Source organism: Nocardioides aquaticus (genome assembly GCF_018459925.1).
In the GTDB taxonomy this organism is placed as follows: domain Bacteria; phylum Actinomycetota; class Actinomycetes; order Propionibacteriales; family Nocardioidaceae; genus Nocardioides; species Nocardioides aquaticus.
Genome location: NZ_CP075371.1, coordinates 1325495 through 1340557 on the forward strand (window position 1 = coordinate 1325495; position 15063 = coordinate 1340557).

A 15063-nucleotide genomic window follows, 5' to 3' on the forward strand; every position below is an offset into this window, starting at 1 on the left:
GCGCGTGGTGCGGGGAGTCTCGCGGCGCGGCCTGCTCGGCGGCGGCGCGGCGGCGGTCGGGCTGGCCGGGGCGTACGGCCTCGGGCGCGTCGACGACCCCGCGACCGCGACCGCGGGGGCCGGCGAGGAGCGCTACCCGTTCCGCGGGGAGCACCAGGCCGGGATCGTGACCCCGGCCCAGGACCGGCTGCACTTCGCCGCCTTCGACGTCACCACCGACTCGCGGGACGAGCTGGTGGCGCTGCTGCAGCTCTGGACGGCCGCCGCCGAGCGGATGACCGGCGGCGGCGCGGCCGGCCCGGTCGGACCCGTCGAGGGCGCGGCCGACCTGCCGCCGGACGACACGGGCGAGGCGATCGGCCTGCCGGCCAGCGGGCTGACCCTGACCTTCGGGTTCGGGCCCGGGCTGTTCCGCGACGCCGCCGGCACGGACCGGTTCGGGCTCGCGGACCGGCAGCCCGCGTCCCTGAAGGACCTGCCGCACTTCCCGGGCGACCAGCTCGTGGGGCGCCGTACCGGGGGAGACCTGTGCGTCCAGGCCTGCGCCCAGGACCCCCAGGTCGCGGTGCACGCGATCCGCAACCTGGCCCGGATCGGCTTCGGGACCGTCGCGATCCGGTGGTCCCAGCTGGGCTTCGGACGCACCTCCAGCACCACGGCCGCCCAGGACACCCCGCGCAACCTGTTCGGGTTCAAGGACGGCACCGCCAACGTGCGCGCCGAGGACGACACCGCCCTGGGCGAGCACGTCTGGGTCGGGGCCGACGACGACGCCGCCGGCTCGTGGCTGGCCGGCGGGTCCTACCTGGTCGCCCGACGGATCAACATGACGATCGAGACCTGGGACCGCCAGACCCTGGCCGAGCAGGAGGGGATCGTGGGCCGCGCCAAGGGCACCGGCGCCCCGCTGTCGGGCGGCGAGGAGACGACCCCGCCGGACTTCGCGATGCCCGGCAGCAACGACCAGCCGGTGATCCCCGTGGACGCCCACGTCCGCGTGGTGCACCCCTCGTCGAACGGCGGCGCGCAGATGCTGCGCCGCGGCTACAACTTCGTCGACGGCACGAACGAGCTCGGGGGCCTCGACGCCGGCCTGTTCTTCCTCGCCTTCGTCCGCGACCCCGAGACCGACTTCGTGCCGGTGCAGCTGGCGATGGCGCGCAGCGACGCGCTGATGGAGTACCTGCGGACCACCGGTTCGGCCCTCTTCGCCGTGCCGGCCGGCGTGGGCGAGGGCGAGCACGTGGGCCAGGCCCTCTTCACCTAGGCCCCGCCCGCCGAGATGACGCTCGCGGACAGCCGAGATGACGCTCGCGGCGGGTCGAGATGACGTTTGCGGCGCGGCGGGGCCGACCGTGGGGTACACCTGGGCGGTGACGGCCCCCCGTACGACCCGTTGGTCGGTCTCCCTGCTCGTCTGCCTGGTCCTCAGCGCCTGTGCCCCGGCCGGGGCGGCGCGCGACCGGCTCCCGGATCCTGGCGACCGCGACCCCCGGCCGCTGGAGCCGGTGACGACCCCGGCCCCCGAGCTGACCCCGCCGCCCGGGCCGGAGACGGGGAGGGCGACGGTCGCTCGCGGCGGCGGCCGTCCCAACGTGGTGGTGGTGATGGCCGACGACATGCGCGTCGACGACCTGGACTTCGCGCCGAACGTGCGCCGGCTCGTGGGGCGCGAGGGGCTGACGTACGAGAACTCCTTCTCGCCCTACCCCCTGTGCTGCCCGGCGCGGGCCTCGTTCCTCACCGGCGCCTACGCGCACAACCACGGCGTCTACTGGCACGAGGCGCCGGAGGGCTACTCCGTCTTCGATGACTCCCGGACCCTGGCCACCTCGCTGCGCCGCGCCGGCTACCACACCGGGTTCGTGGGCAAGTACCTCAACGGCTACGGGCCGATGCGCTCGAAGGTCTCCGGGCGGCCCTCCTACACCTACGTCCCGAAGGGGTGGACGGACTGGGTCGGCGCCTTCGAGGACCCCGACGTGCCGGGCATCCACGGCGGCACCTACTACTACTGGGACACCCCGTACAACGTCAACGGGCGCACCGACAACACGCACCAGGGCGAGTACCAGACGAACACGATCGGGGACTTCTCGCGCACCCTGGTCCGCAACTACCACCGGGCCGGCGGCCCGTTCTTCCTCAACGTCAACTTCGTGGCCCCGCACCACGGCGGCCCGCCCGAGCGGGACGACCCCCGCGGCGACGCCTTCCGGACGCCCGCTCGGCCCGACCGGGTCCGCGGGATGTACGACCGGCTCGTCACCCGCCCCTCGGGCCTGGCACGGCGCGGGGTGGCGGAGGACGTGTCCGACAAGCCCGGCTTCTTCTCCCGCCTGCCTCGGGTCGGTGCGAACGCGCGTCGCGCGCTGACCGAGGTGACACGACAGCGTGCGGAGGCCGTCCACGTGCTCGACGAGCAGGTCGGGCGGCTGGTGCGCGAGCTGAAGGCGACCGGGGAGTGGCGCGACACGGTCTTCGTGTTCACCTCCGACAACGGCTACTTCCTGGGCGAGCACCGCAAGCTCACCGGCAAGGTGCTGCCGCACGAGCCGTCGTTGCGGGTCCCGCTGCTGGTCACCGGTCCGGGTCTGCGGCAGGGCGAGAGGCGCTACGACCCGATCAGCACCGTCGACCTGACCGCCACGATCCTCGACGTCGCCGGAGCACGGCCCCCGACGGCGGCCGACGGCACCAGCCGCTGGGACGCCATGCGCCGCGGTGACCAGGGCTGGTCGGTCCCCGTCCTGACCGAGTCCACGCACACCTCGGGCCGGCCGGGCCGTGACCGACGCTGGTTCCCCGCCGGTGAGCGACGCACCGGGCTGGGCCTGCGCGTGCCGCAGTACGCGTTCCACCGCTACCGCGACGGGGCCGGCGAGCTCTACGACCTCCGCGCCGATCCCGCGCAGCTGGAGAACCGGTTCGACGACCCGGCCCTGGCCGACGTCCGGGCGGTGCTCGAGGGCACCCTCCGCGACCTCAAGGACTGCAAGGGCAAGACCTGCAGGACGCCGATGCCGGAGGAGCTCCGGGCCACTCCGCAGCAGGCCCGGGAGCTGGGGGAGCGCTACTGGTCGGTGATCGACCGGTTGTACGGCCGCTGAGCCGCGCGGCCGTCCCCGGACAGGTCGAGCACCCGGTCCACCCCGATCGCGTCGAGGAACGGCTGGTCGTGGCTGGCGACGACCAGCGCGCCGCCGTAGCCCTGCAGCGCGTCGACGAGGGCGTCGTACGACGCGAGGTCGAGGTCGTTGGTCGGCTCGTCGAGCAGCAGCAGGCGCGGGGCCGGCCGGGCCAGCAGGACGGCGGCCAGCGCGGCCCGGAAGCGCTCACCACCGGAGAGCGCGGCGACCTGCTTCCCGGCCGCGGCCCCCCGGAACAGGAACCGGGCCAGGGAGGCCCGCACGTCCTGGACCGGGGTCCCGGGAGAGCGCGCCGCCACGGTGTCGGCGACCGAGAGGGCCGGGTCGAGGTCGTCCCGCCCCTGACGGAGCAGCCCCACCGGCACCGACACCTCGACCGTCCCGGCCGTCGGCGCGATCTCACCGACCAGGGTGTGCAGCAGCGTCGACTTGCCCGACCCGTTGGCGCCGACGAGCGCGACGCGTTCGGGGCCGCGGAGGTCGAGGTCGACGGAGGTCCCGGTACGCAGCACGAGGTCGCGGCAGCGGAGCACCTCACGGCCACGGGGCACGGCCGTCCCGGGGAGGTCGACGCGCAGGGTGCGGTCCTCGCGGAGCCGGTCCTGGGCCTGCTCGAGCCGGTCGCGGGCGCCGCGCTCGCGGTCGGTGTGGACACCGCGGAGCGTCGCCGCCGACCCCTCGGCCTGGTTCTTCTTCGCGTCCACGACCCCTCGGGGCAGGCCCTGGGTGGCCTCGGCGCGCCGGGCGACGCGCCGCCGTCGGGCCAGGACCAGCTCGGCGTCCACCCGGTCCTGCTTCTGACGGCGCAGGTCGGCGCGCGCGGTGACCACCGCCTGCACGGCGGCGCGCTGCTCGGCGTCGACCTGCTCGAGGTAGGACGACCAGCCCCCGCCGTACCAGCGGACGCCGTCGGTGCGCAGGTCGCCGACCCGGTCGACGTGCTCGAGCAGCGCGCGGTCGTGGCTGACGACGAGGACCGTGCGCGGCCACGTCGCGACGAGCTCGTGCACGCGCTGGCGCGCCTCACGGTCGAGGCTGTTGGTGGGCTCGTCCAGCAGCAGCACCTCCGGACGTCCCAGCAGCAGACCTGCCATGGAGACCCGGACCAGCTCGCCGCCGGAGAGCTCGTCGGCGCGGCGGTCGAGCACCGAGGTGTCGAGGCCGAGGCGGTCCAGCTCGGCGGCGGTCCGCTCGACGACGTCCCAGTCGTCGCCGATGGTCTCGAGCAACGTCGAGAGGCGGGCGGGGTCGGGCTCCCCGGCCTCGAGCGCAGCCAGGGCCCGGACGACCCCGCCGATGCCGAGCAGGTCGACGACCGGTCGCCCACCGGCGGCGGCCGCGAGGTCCTGACGGAGGTGGGCCACCCGCCCGTACGCCCGGACGTGCCCGCTCGTCGGCGTGAGGTCGCCGGCGAGCAGGCGCAGCAGCGTCGACTTGCCCGACCCGTTCACGCCGACCAGGCCGGAGCGGCCCGGGGGGACGACCAGGTCGAGGTCGTGCAGGCACGGGGTGCCGTCGGGCCAGGTCAGCCCGAGGCCGGAGGCGGCGAGGACCGTGGGGTCGGTGGTGGGCACGAAGGCTCCTGAGGACGCGGGTCGGACGGCCACCCGGGGGGCGGCCGCGGCGGACGGCGGCTCAGAGCTTCAACGCGGGGCACCTGGTCGTCGGGGACGGGACCGGTCCAGCGTCGCACGCCGTCGGAGGCGCCGGCCACCGGTTTCCGGACGGCGTCGGGCGCCGGAACCGTCATCTCGAGGCGCCGCGAGCGTCATCTGGGCTGTCCGCGAGCGTCATCTCGGCGGTGCCCGGTCAGGCGACCATCACCCGACGGCGGGCCCGCGGCGGGCGACCCGGCTGGGCCCCGAGCGACTCCCAGGCGTCGGCGAGCACCTCGACGGCGTGCTCCAGCTCGTGCACCGGCCGGGTCCACGGCACGCGCACGAACCTGTCCAGGCCGCCGCCCGGGGCGAACATCGGGCCGGGGGTGACCGCGACGCCGCGCCGCTCGGCCTCTGCGGCCACGGTCGTCGCGCTGCCGTGCGGCAGCTCGCACCACAGGGCGAGGCCGCCGCCGGGCACCACGAACCGCCACCCGGGCAGACGTCGGCGCACCGCCGCGACCAACCCGTCGCGCTGCTCGCGCAGCCGGTCGAGGTGGCCCGGCAGCACCGGCCCACGGCCCAGCAGCCGGGTCAGCACGAGCTGCTCCAGCACGGGGCTGCCGAGGTCCATGCCGAGCCGGGCGTCGGTCAGGTCGGCGACGAGCGGGTGCGGTGCGCGTACCCAGCCCAGCCGCAGGCCTCCCCAGAAGCTCTTGCTGGCGCTCCCGAGCGTGATCGCGTCGGCCGCGAACGCCGCCATCGGCGGTGGCATCACCTGCCCCTCGAGCGCCAGGGCGGCGTGCGCCTCGTCCACGACCGGGACCGTGCCGGCCCGGTGCATCGCTGCCGCCAGCCGCTCGCGGTCCGCGGCGTCCATCAGGTGCCCGGTCGGGTTCTGGAAGTCCGGGATGACGTAGGCCAGCCGCGCCCGCGCCTGCCGCACCACCCGCACCGCCGCGTCCACGTCCCAGCCCCCGGGGTCGACCGGTGACGGCACCAGGCGCGCGCCGCGCCGCGACAACGCCTGGGCGGCGTTGGGGTAGGACGGGGAGTCGACGACCACGCGCACGCCCGGTCCGCCGAGGGCCTGCTCGACCAGGGCCGCGGCGGCCAGGGCGCCGGGGACCACCAGCACCTGCTCGGGGTCGGTCGGGAGGCCCCGTGCCTCGTACGAGGCCGCGACGGCGGCCTGCAGCACCGGCAGCCCGGCCGGGAAGTAGCCGTGCCCGGCGAGGTACGGCGGCAGGTCCGCGGCGGCCTCCGCGTAGGCGGCGGACAACCCCGCCGGGGCGGCGGTCGCGGAGCAGGACAGGTCCACCCCGCCCTCGACGTGGCGGGGCTGCAGCGCCCGGTCGAGGCGCCGGGACGGCCCGCCGGGCATCCGGACGAAGGTGCCCGCGCCCTGGCGCGCCTCGGCGTACCCGCTCTCGCGCAGGGCGGCGTACGCCCGGGTCACCGTGGTCCGCGACACCCCGATCGCGCCGGTCAGGTCACGCTCGCTGGGCAGCCGCGTGCCGTACGGGACCCGGCCCGACCCGACCAGCTCGGTGACCGCGTCGGCGAGCCCGACGTAGGCCGGGGTGCGGTCGAAGCCCTCGACAAGGGTCGCGAGGCGGGTGGCGGAGATGGACTGCTGCATGCAGTCCACCGTCTCACGAGTGGCTATGGAGAAGAAGGCCAATCGGGCGCAGACTCGGAGCATGCGCAGCACCACCACCGTTCCCGCCCGTCCTCGGGCCACCGTTCGCCCCGGCCTGGCCGACCTCGGCCCGATCGAGCAGCTGCGCGCCGGTCGTCTCGGGCGTCGCCTGGTGCAGCTGACCGTCGGGCTCGCGCTCTTCGGCGTCTCGGTCGCCCTGATGGTCGACGCCGGGCTGGGCGCGATGCCGTGGGACGTCCTGCACGTCGGGGTCGCCGGCAACGGGCCGCTCAGCGTCGGGCAGGTCATCGTGATCGCCAGCTTCGTGGTCCTGCTGCTGTGGATCCCGCTGCGGGAGAAGCCCGGGCTGGGCACCTTCGCCAACGCCGTCCTGGTCGGCGTCACGGCCGACCTCACGCTGCGGGTGCTGCCCGCGAGCAACGACCTGCTCTGGCGCGTCCCCGAGATGCTGCTCGGCATCGTGCTGTGCGCCGCGGCGGGAGCGCTCTACATCGGCTCCCAGCTCGGCCGCGGACCCCGCGACGGCCTGATGACGGGCCTCAACCGGCGGACGGGCCTGTCGTTGCGGCTGGTGCGCACCGGCCTCGAGGTCACCGTGGTCGTGCTCGGGCTGCTGCTCGGCGGCGTCGCCGGCGTCGGCACGGTGCTCTACGCGCTGGCGATCGGCCCGCTCACCCAGCTGATGCTGCCCCGGGCGACCGTGGAGCTGCCCCCGCCCGACCGCACGGCCCGTCCCGCCTGACCGGAACGGTCATCTCGACGCGCCGCGAGCGTCATCTCGACGCGCTGCGAGCGTCATCTCGGCTGTCCGCGAGCGTCATCTCGTCAGCGGCGGGTGGCGATGATCGCCGCGGCGTCGGAGGCCACCATCACCTCGGCCGCGGTGAAGCGGTGGTCCGAGAGCCACCGCTCGCGCATCGCGTCGACCCGGCCGTCGGCCATCGGCGGCCACTGCTCGCACGGCACGAAGTCGTCGAGGACCACGATGCCGCCGGGCTCGACGAGGTCGGCGACGGCGTCGACCGAGACCGCGGTCGGCTCGCCGGAGTCGAGGAACAGCAGGGAGAACGGGCCCTGGCCGCGCAGGGTGCCCCAGTCGGCCGAGCGGACCTCGACCTGCGGGTCGTCGACGAAGATCTCGGCGGCGGCCTCGGCCAGCGTCGCGTCCAGCTCGGCGGTCAGGATGCGCGCGTCCCCGCGCAGGCCCGAGCGCAGCCAGGCCGTGCCCACGCCGCAGCCGGTGCCGAACTCGGCCATCGTCCCGGTGCGGGTGGCGGCCAGCGTGGCCAGCAGCCGGCCGGTCTCGTTGCGGCAGAAGGAGACGTAGCCCGCCCGGCGGGAGACGTCGAAGGCGCGTCGCACCACGGCCGGCAGGTCGAGGGGGGCGCTCATCGCCCGATCCTCGCACCCGTGAGACGGCCGTCCCAGCCCGCGGACGCGCCGTGGCACGATCGGGACATGGCCCGCTCGGAGGACACCTCGCTGCTGGAGGTGCTCGCGATCCCGGCCATGGTCGGCGTGGGCGCACTGATCGCCGTGCAGTCGGAGATCAACGGCCGTCTGGCCACCGAGCTCGGGGGAGGGGCGAAGGGCGGGGCGGCCGCCGCCGTGGTCAGCTTCGGGCTCGGCCTGGCCGTGCTGGCCTCCGTGGTCCTCGCGGTGCCGCGGCAGCGGGCCGGGGTGGTCCGCATCCTGTCCGCCGTCCGGGGCCACCGGCTCCCCGCCTGGCAGCTGCTCGGCGGGGTCGCCGGGGCCTCCCTGGTCGCCTCCCAGGGCCTGGCGGTCGGCACGATCGGCGTCGCCCTGTTCACCGTGGCGATGGTCGCGGGACAGACCTCCAGCGGCCTGCTGGTCGACCGGGCCGGCCTCGGGCCCTCCGGCCCCCAGGCCGTCAGCACGGGCCGGGTCGTCGGGGCGGTCCTGACCGTCGGGGCCGTCGTCCTGGGTGTCGCGGGCCGGCTGGGGGGCGGGGACCCGCTGACCGCGGGCGTCCTGCTGCTCTGCCTGCTCCCGCTGCTCGCGGGCGCGGCCACCTCCTGGCAGCAGGCCGTCAACGGCCGGGTCTCGGCGGTGGGCGGTCCGATCGCCGCGGCCTTCAACAACTTCGTGGTCGGGCTGCTGGCGCTGCTGTCCTTCCTGGTCGTCGTGCTCCTCGTGGCGCCCGGTGACCTGCAGGGCCTGCCGGGCACCTGGTGGCTCTACGCGGGAGGGCCCGTCGGGGTCCTGTTCATCACGCTGTCCGCCCGCCTGGTGAGCGTCCACGGCGTCCTGGTCCTGAGCCTGTGCACCGTCGCCGGTCTCGTCGTGGGCTCCGTGCTGATCGACGCCCTCGGACCGGACTCCCACCTGGGCCCGCTCACGGTGGTCGGTGCCCTGCTGGTCCTGGCCGGGGTCGCGGTGGGCGCGGTCTCCAGCGCCCGCGCCGCCCGCGCTCGCCGCGCAGGCGCCGTGGCGCAGGCACCCGTCGCGCCCTGACGTCCCGTCGCGTGACCGGATCGCAGGACGCCTGTCCCACATCGTGGGACGTTCGGCGCGTACCGGTGCGCGGTCGGCGCCCCGCGTCGTACGGTCCACTCACCATGCGGACCGTCCTCGTACTCATCGAGCGCCGCGACGGGGCCCAGCAGTAGAAAACTGCTCGTGAGGCCACCTCGTCGCGGTGGTCCTCAACGACGGCTTCACGACCCTCTCTGACGTCGCCCCTCGTGGGCGGGTGTCCCCGCAGAGCGCGTGATCCGCTGCCTGCCGGTCTCTCCCGTCCGTGCGATCCACGGTCGTCCTCGCCCGCCCCGCGGGGCGACGTCAGCAGCGGCACCCCGGCCAGGCCCGGGCCGGCCGCTGACGCACGACCCGACCGCACGTCCACCGCTTCACGCACCGGAGGAGAGACCGATGTACGACATGCACCCCGAGTGGGGCCCCGCCAGCCACCTGCCCGAGAACCCCCGCTCGTTCGAGGCCGTCCAGGCCTCGCTCGACCTGCGGGACAACGGCGGCCAGCGCCCCGACGACAACTAGGTTCGTCCCCATGCCGCAGACCCCCCTGACCCCCCGCCCCGACGCAGTCAGCCTCGCCGTCATCCCCGGTGACGGCATCGGGCCGGAGGTGACCGCCGAGGCCGTGAAGGTGCTCGAGGTCGCCGCGCCCAGCGGGGTGAAGGTCGAGCAGAACCGCTACGACCTCGGCGCCGAGCGCTACCTCGCGACCGGCGAGGTGCTGCCGGACAGCGTCCTCGCGGAGATCCGCGGGCACGACGCGATCCTGCTCGGCGCCGTGGGGGGCCGGCCGGGCGACCCGGCGCTGCCGCCCGGCCTGCTCGAGCGCGGCCTGCTGCTGCGGCTGCGCTTCGAGCTCGACCACTACGTCAACCTCCGCCCGTCGCGGATCTACCCCGGCGCCGCCTCGCCGCTGGCGAACCCCGGCGAGGTCGACTTCGTCGTCGTCCGGGAGGGCACCGAGGGGCCGTACACCGGCAACGGCGGCGCGATCCGCCCCGGCACGCCGCACGAGGTCGCCACCGAGGTCTCGCTGAACACCGCGTACGGCGTCGAGCGCGTCGTGCGGGACGCCTTCGCGCGCGCGCAGCGCCGCCCGGCGAAGAAGCTGACGCTGGTCCACAAGACCAACGTGCTCGTGCACGCCGGCGCGGTGTGGTGGCGGATCACGCAGGAGGTCGCCGCGGAGTTCCCCGAGATCACCGTCGACTACATGCACGTCGACGCGGTGATGATCCACCTGGTGACCAACCCGTCCCGCTTCGACGTGATCGTCACCGACAACCTCTTCGGCGACATCGTCACCGACCTCGCCGCCGCCATCACCGGCGGCATCGGCCTCGCCGCGTCCGGCAACGTCAACCCCGACCGCACCGCGCCGTCGATGTTCGAGCCGGTCCACGGCTCGGCGCCCGACATCGCCGGCCAGGGGGTCGCCGACCCGACCGCCGCGATCCTCTCGGCCGGCCTGCTGCTGGACCACCTCGGGTTCGCCGACGAGGCGGCCGCGCTCGAGGCGGCGGTGATCGCCGACCTGGCCGAGCGCGACCCGGGCAGGCCCCGCCGTACCAGCGAGACCGGCGACGCCGTCGCGGCCCGCCTGGCCTGACCCGCCGAGAGCCAGGGGACTACCGTGCCTGCCATGCAGATCAGCACCACCCGGACCAGCACCCCGACCACCGAGGACGCCCTCGCCCGGATCCTCGCCGAACCGGGCTTCGGGACCCACTTCACCGACCACATGCTGACCGTGGAGTGGACCCCGTCGACGGGCTGGACGGGCGCGCGGGTCACGCCGTACGCCCCGCTAACCCTGGACCCCGCGACCGCGGTCCTGCACTACGCGCAGGAGATCTTCGAGGGCATGAAGGCCTACCGCCGCGACGACGGGTCGGTGTGGTCCTTCCGGCCGGAGGAGAACGCCGCGCGGATGGTGCGGTCCTCGCAGCGGCTGGCGCTGCCCGAGCTGCCGGTCGAGGACTTCGTGGCCTGCGTCGACGAGCTGGTGCGCGTCGACGAGCGGTGGGTGCCGGACGCCGCGGGGGAGAAGAGCCTCTACCTGCGCCCGTTCATGTTCGCCTCGGAGGCGTTCCTCGGGGTGCGCCCGGCGCAGCACGTGACCTTCATGGTCATCGCCAGCCCGGCCGGCTCCTACTTCAAGGGCGGGGTCGACCCGGTCTCGTTGTGGCTGACCGAGGAGTACACCCGCGCCGGACGCGGCGGGATGGGCGCGGCGAAGACCGGCGGGAACTACGCCTCGTCCCTGGTCGCGCAGCAGGAGGCGACCGCGCACGGCTGCGACCAGGTCGTCTTCCTCGACGCCCAGGAGGGGCGCTACGTCGAGGAGCTCGGCGGGATGAACCTCTACTTCGTCCACGACGACGGCCACGTCGTGACCCCCGAGACCGGGACGATCCTCGAGGGCATCACCCGCGCCTCGATCATCGAGCTCCTCGGCACGCTCGGCCACACCGTGGAGGAGCGTCGCTTCTCGATCGAGGAGTGGCGCGAGGGCGTGTCGTCGGGCCGGATCACCGAGGTGTTCGCCTGCGGCACCGCCGCCGTGGTCACCCCCGTCGGCGCCCTGCACCAGGCCGGCGGCTCCACCCCGGCGCCGGCGTCGGTCGAGCTGACGAACCGGGTCCGCCAGGCCCTGGTCGACGTGCAGTACGGCCGGGCCGACGACGCGTTCGGCTGGATGCACCGCATCGTCTGAGCGCCCTGGTCGGCCGGCCCGGGCCCGGGCATGATGGCGGGATGTCCCACCCGCTCATGTTCGACGAGGACGACCCGGTCCTCGCCCGGCTGCGCGCCGCGGCGGCCCCGCTGCCCGACGTGCACGAGAAGGTCTCGCACGGCCGACCGGTGCTGACGGCGGGGGAGAAGGGCAAGGTGTTCGCCGTCTACGGCGGGGGCGTGAAGGTGCGCCCGGGCGTGCACGAGCGGCACGACCACGCGGTCCTGCTCAAGCCGGACCCGGCCGAGGCCGGGGCGCTCGCCGGGGACGACCGGTTCTTCAGCCCGGCCTACTACGGGCCGTCCGGGTGGGTCGGGCTCGACCTCGACGGCGGCGCGCACGACGTCGACTGGACCGAGGTCGCCGAGCTGCTGGAGTCCTCCTACCGGACCGTCGCAGGGGCGCGGCTGCTGAGACGTCTCGAGGGCGGCTGAACCCGCTCAGCCCTGCTCGTCGCCCTGTCCCGCGCCCTGTCCCGCGCCCTGACCCTGCGGGGCGGGACGCTTGCGGAAGCGCTGCAGGCGCGCGACCTGCCGGGCGACCTGGGGGTCGGCGGCGAGCTCGTCGCGGACGAACACCACGTTGTACTGGAGCGGGCGTCGGGTGTCGCGCGCCACCGGCAGCAGACCGTGGCGGCGGAGGTGGGCTGCGGTGTGGGTGTCGAGCCACTGCCCCTCCCACGTGACCTCGTCCTCGACCTCGAGGTAGAGGACGTCGATCCGACGCAGCACGTCGGGCCCCGAGCAGAGCACGGCCTCGTTGGCGCCCTCGACGTCGATCCAGGCGACGATCCGGCCGCTGCCCTCGGCGAGCGAGGGCTCCTCGTCGAGCCGGACCGCGGGGACGGAGACGGTCTTGGACTCGACCTCGCGCACGTGGTGGACCAGGGAGGCCATCCGCGAGGTGAGCGGGCGGACCCGGTTGCCGAGCTCGACCGGCAGGTGCAGCTCGACCTCCCCCGAGGTCGGCGCGACCGCCACGTTGCGGTAGTCCACCCCCGCGGCGAGGACCTCGTCGCGGTACTTCTCGTGCACGTACGGGTTCGCCTCGAAGGCCAGGCTCGTGACGCCCGGGAGCTCGCGGGTCGCCCACAGGCTGAACGACGCCTCGTGGGCGCCGATCTCGAGCGCGATGGCGGGCTCGACGCGGCGGCACAGCTGATGGAAGAAGTCCATCACGCGCTGCTCGACCTCGGGGGACTCCAACGGCGAGGTCTCCGCCGCCGCAGCCCAGGTCCGGGCCCAGGCCAGGTACTGCAGCGTCTCGGTCTCGCCCGGCTGGTCGGCGGTGGGGGCGGTGGGGTCGGTCGTCACGTGGCCTCGTTCCGAGATGCTCGGTGATGGGGTGGTCGGGCAATCCCGGCCGACCCTAGCGGTCCGGAGGTCCCGGGGCGGGGGTCCCCGCGCCGCGTGTGGTGGGGTCCTCGCGCACCCGGCGCGGATATCCTCGGCGCGTGACCTCGACCCACTCCTCGCCCCCGGTGCGCCCGCGCGTCGGCGACTACGAGCTGATCGTGAAGATCGGCGAGGGCGGGATGGGCGTGGTCCACCTGGCCCGCCGGCCCGGCGAGGACCGGGTCGCGCTGAAGGTCCTCCGCCCGCACGTGGTGGGCGACGAGGAGGCCCGGGCGCGCCTGGCTCGCGAGGTGTCGTCGCTCGGGCGGATCCGGAGCCGCTGGGTCGCCGAGATCGTCGACGCCGACCCGTGGGCCGAGGTGCCGTACGTCGCCACCCGCTACGTGCCGGGGCTGTCGCTGCACGACCACGTGCTCGAGGACGGCAAGGTGACCGGCCGCGACCTGACCTGGTTCGCCGGGTGCCTGGCCGAGGGACTGGCCAGCGTGCACGCCGCCGGGGTGCTGCACCGCGACGTCAAGCCGTCCAACGTGCTGATGGAGGGCCGGACCCCGATCCTGATCGACTTCGGCCTGGCCCGCGTCGCCGACGACCCGAAGCTCACCCACACCGGCTGGCTGCTCGGCACCCCCGGCTACCTCGCCCCGGAGATCCTGCACGGCGACGAGCCGACGCCGGCCGCCGACGTGCACTCCTGGGCGGCCACCGTGGCCTACGCCGCGACCGGCGCGCCCCCCTTCGGACGCGGCCCGGCGATGGCGATCATGGACCGCGTCCGCCGCGGCCAGCACGCCCTCGACGACCACCCCGACCTCCCCGAGCCGCTGCGCTCCGTCGTGGTCGCCGCCCTCGACCCGGAGCCCGCGGAGCGCCCGGACCTCGCCAGCCTGCTGGACTGGCTGCGTCCGCAGTCCACCCGCCCGCACGACCGACCCGTGCCGCCCCCGCTCGGCCCCTCCGGACGCGACGCCTGGGTCGGCCTCGACGCCGACCTCGACCCCGACCCCGACGCCGGCCCCGACGGGGGCGACGGGGAGGCGGGCTGGACCCACGAGACGGCGCCCGTCGGCCTGCACCACTGGCAGGAGGACACCACGCTGCGAGGCGGCCCGGACCCGGACGACGCCCACGACACGCGGGTGCTGACCGCGGTCGACGACCGCGGGGCGCCCGGGCGGGACGACACCTGGCTCCCGGGCGCCTGGCAGGACGCCCCGCCGCCCGCCCGCCAGGACGACCGGGACGACCACGACGACCGGGACGGGCGGTACGACGCCCGCTCCAGCGACCGGTCCGACGGCCGGTGGGACGAGCGGTGGGACGAGCGGTGGGACGAGCGGTGGGACGAGCGGGACCCCGAGCAGGTCTGGGAACCCTGGCAGCCGCCTCGCGCCACCGCCGCCGAGCGCGCCCGCCGCGGGTCGCTCCTCCTGCTGACCGGGGCCACCGTCGCCGCCGCCGTCGCCACCTTCCCGTGGCTCGCCACGATCGCCTCGCTGCTCGTGGTGTGGGTGCTGCGCAGCGGCTCGGCGGCCCGCTCCCGGGTCGCGGACCGCCGCCTGCGGCGCGGTCGGTCGAGCTGGTGGGAGGGTCCGGCCCTCGTCCTCGGAAGCCCGCTCCACCTGCTGCGGGGCCTCCCGAGCACGATCGGGCTGGCCCTGGTGGCCGGAGCGCTGGCGGCCTCCGCCGGCCTGGTCGCGGTCGCCGTGACCGGCGAGATGCCCCGCGCGCTGGCCGTCGCCGGTGCGGCCCTGGCCCTCGCGCTCTGGTGGGGCCCGGGGGCCAGCCGGGTGCGCGGACCGGTCGGCTCCGTCGTACGCCCCCTGGCGCACCGGGTGCCGGTCTGGCTGCTCGCCGTCGTGCTGGTCGGCGGGGTCGCCGCCGGCCTGGCCGCGCTGGCCTCGGCCGGACCGGACTGGACGCCCGGCGGCGCCCCCTCGCTGACCGACCCGATCGGCTCGCTCGGCGGCCGTCCCTGACGTCCCGCCGTGCGACCGCACCGACCGGATCCTGAGACCTCTGTCCACATCCCGGGCGTCGTGGCACGATGACGCCATGAGCACCC

The 15063-nt window shown here is 75.4% G+C and carries 13 protein-coding genes; 9 read left to right on the forward strand and 4 right to left on the reverse strand.

The window, feature by feature from the left end:
- The first annotated feature begins 4 nt into the window (after positions 1-4).
- Positions 5-1267, forward strand: coding sequence for an iron uptake transporter deferrochelatase/peroxidase subunit (efeB, locus tag ENKNEFLB_RS06435; protein WP_214058439.1), 1263 nt, complete (start codon positions 5-7; stop codon positions 1265-1267).
- A 106-nt stretch (positions 1268-1373) separates the two neighbouring features.
- Positions 1374-3110 (forward strand): sulfatase family protein, encoded by a 1737-nt coding sequence (locus ENKNEFLB_RS06440; RefSeq protein WP_214058440.1) that lies wholly within the window; start codon positions 1374-1376, stop codon positions 3108-3110.
- Here ENKNEFLB_RS06440 and ENKNEFLB_RS06445 read toward each other — a convergent pair.
- Complete coding sequence (locus tag ENKNEFLB_RS06445; RefSeq protein WP_214058441.1) at positions 3074-4723, reverse strand: ABC-F family ATP-binding cassette domain-containing protein; 1650 nt, start codon at positions 4721-4723, stop codon at positions 3074-3076. The genes ENKNEFLB_RS06440 and ENKNEFLB_RS06445 overlap by 37 nt on opposite strands.
- 235 nt (positions 4724-4958) lie before the next feature.
- On the reverse strand, positions 4959-6389 hold the full coding sequence (gene yczR, locus ENKNEFLB_RS06450) for a MocR-like transcription factor YczR (RefSeq protein ID WP_214058442.1): 1431 nt from the start codon (positions 6387-6389) through the stop codon (positions 4959-4961).
- Positions 6390-6450: 61 nt separating this feature from the next.
- Between yczR and yczE the strand changes: the two genes are divergently transcribed.
- Positions 6451-7152: a membrane protein YczE gene (gene yczE, locus ENKNEFLB_RS06455; RefSeq protein ID WP_214058443.1), complete on the forward strand. Its 702-nt coding sequence runs from the start codon at positions 6451-6453 to the stop codon at positions 7150-7152.
- An 83-nt stretch (positions 7153-7235) separates the two neighbouring features.
- On the opposite strand, the gene ENKNEFLB_RS06460 is transcribed toward yczE, so the two are convergent.
- Positions 7236-7802, reverse strand: a complete 567-nt coding sequence (locus ENKNEFLB_RS06460) for an O-methyltransferase (protein ID WP_214058444.1) — start codon at positions 7800-7802, stop codon at positions 7236-7238.
- Positions 7803-7868: 66 nt separating this feature from the next.
- Here ENKNEFLB_RS06460 and ENKNEFLB_RS06465 point away from each other — a divergent pair, with 66 nt between their 5' ends.
- From ENKNEFLB_RS06465 to ENKNEFLB_RS06480, 5 genes are all read left to right on the forward strand, one after another.
- Positions 7869-8885: a DMT family transporter gene (locus tag ENKNEFLB_RS06465; protein ID WP_214058445.1), complete on the forward strand. Its 1017-nt coding sequence runs from the start codon at positions 7869-7871 to the stop codon at positions 8883-8885.
- 417 nt (positions 8886-9302) lie between these two features.
- A complete protein-coding gene (locus ENKNEFLB_RS22860) occupies positions 9303-9428 on the forward strand; it encodes a hypothetical protein (protein ID WP_275955947.1) in 126 nt (41 codons plus the stop codon).
- Positions 9429-9438: 10 nt separating this feature from the next.
- Positions 9439-10515: a 3-isopropylmalate dehydrogenase gene (locus tag ENKNEFLB_RS06470; protein ID WP_214058446.1), complete on the forward strand. Its 1077-nt coding sequence runs from the start codon at positions 9439-9441 to the stop codon at positions 10513-10515.
- Between the two features lie 33 nt (positions 10516-10548).
- Positions 10549-11622, forward strand: coding sequence for a branched-chain amino acid aminotransferase (locus ENKNEFLB_RS06475; protein WP_214058447.1), 1074 nt, complete (start codon positions 10549-10551; stop codon positions 11620-11622).
- A 41-nt stretch (positions 11623-11663) separates the two neighbouring features.
- Entirely contained in the window at positions 11664-12077 is a 414-nt protein-coding gene (locus tag ENKNEFLB_RS06480) for an MmcQ/YjbR family DNA-binding protein (RefSeq protein ID WP_214058448.1), read from the forward strand.
- A 6-nt stretch (positions 12078-12083) separates the two neighbouring features.
- On the opposite strand, the gene ENKNEFLB_RS06485 is transcribed toward ENKNEFLB_RS06480, so the two are convergent.
- Positions 12084-12956, reverse strand: coding sequence for an FkbM family methyltransferase (locus ENKNEFLB_RS06485; RefSeq protein ID WP_214058449.1), 873 nt, complete (start codon positions 12954-12956; stop codon positions 12084-12086).
- A gap of 140 nt (positions 12957-13096) precedes the next feature.
- On the opposite strand from ENKNEFLB_RS06485, the gene ENKNEFLB_RS06490 reads away from it, so the two are divergent.
- Positions 13097-14977 carry a serine/threonine-protein kinase gene (locus ENKNEFLB_RS06490; RefSeq protein ID WP_214058450.1) on the forward strand — a complete coding sequence of 627 codons (1881 nt, stop codon included), beginning with the start codon at positions 13097-13099 and terminating at the stop codon, positions 14975-14977.
- Positions 14978-15063: the final 86 nt, after the last annotated feature.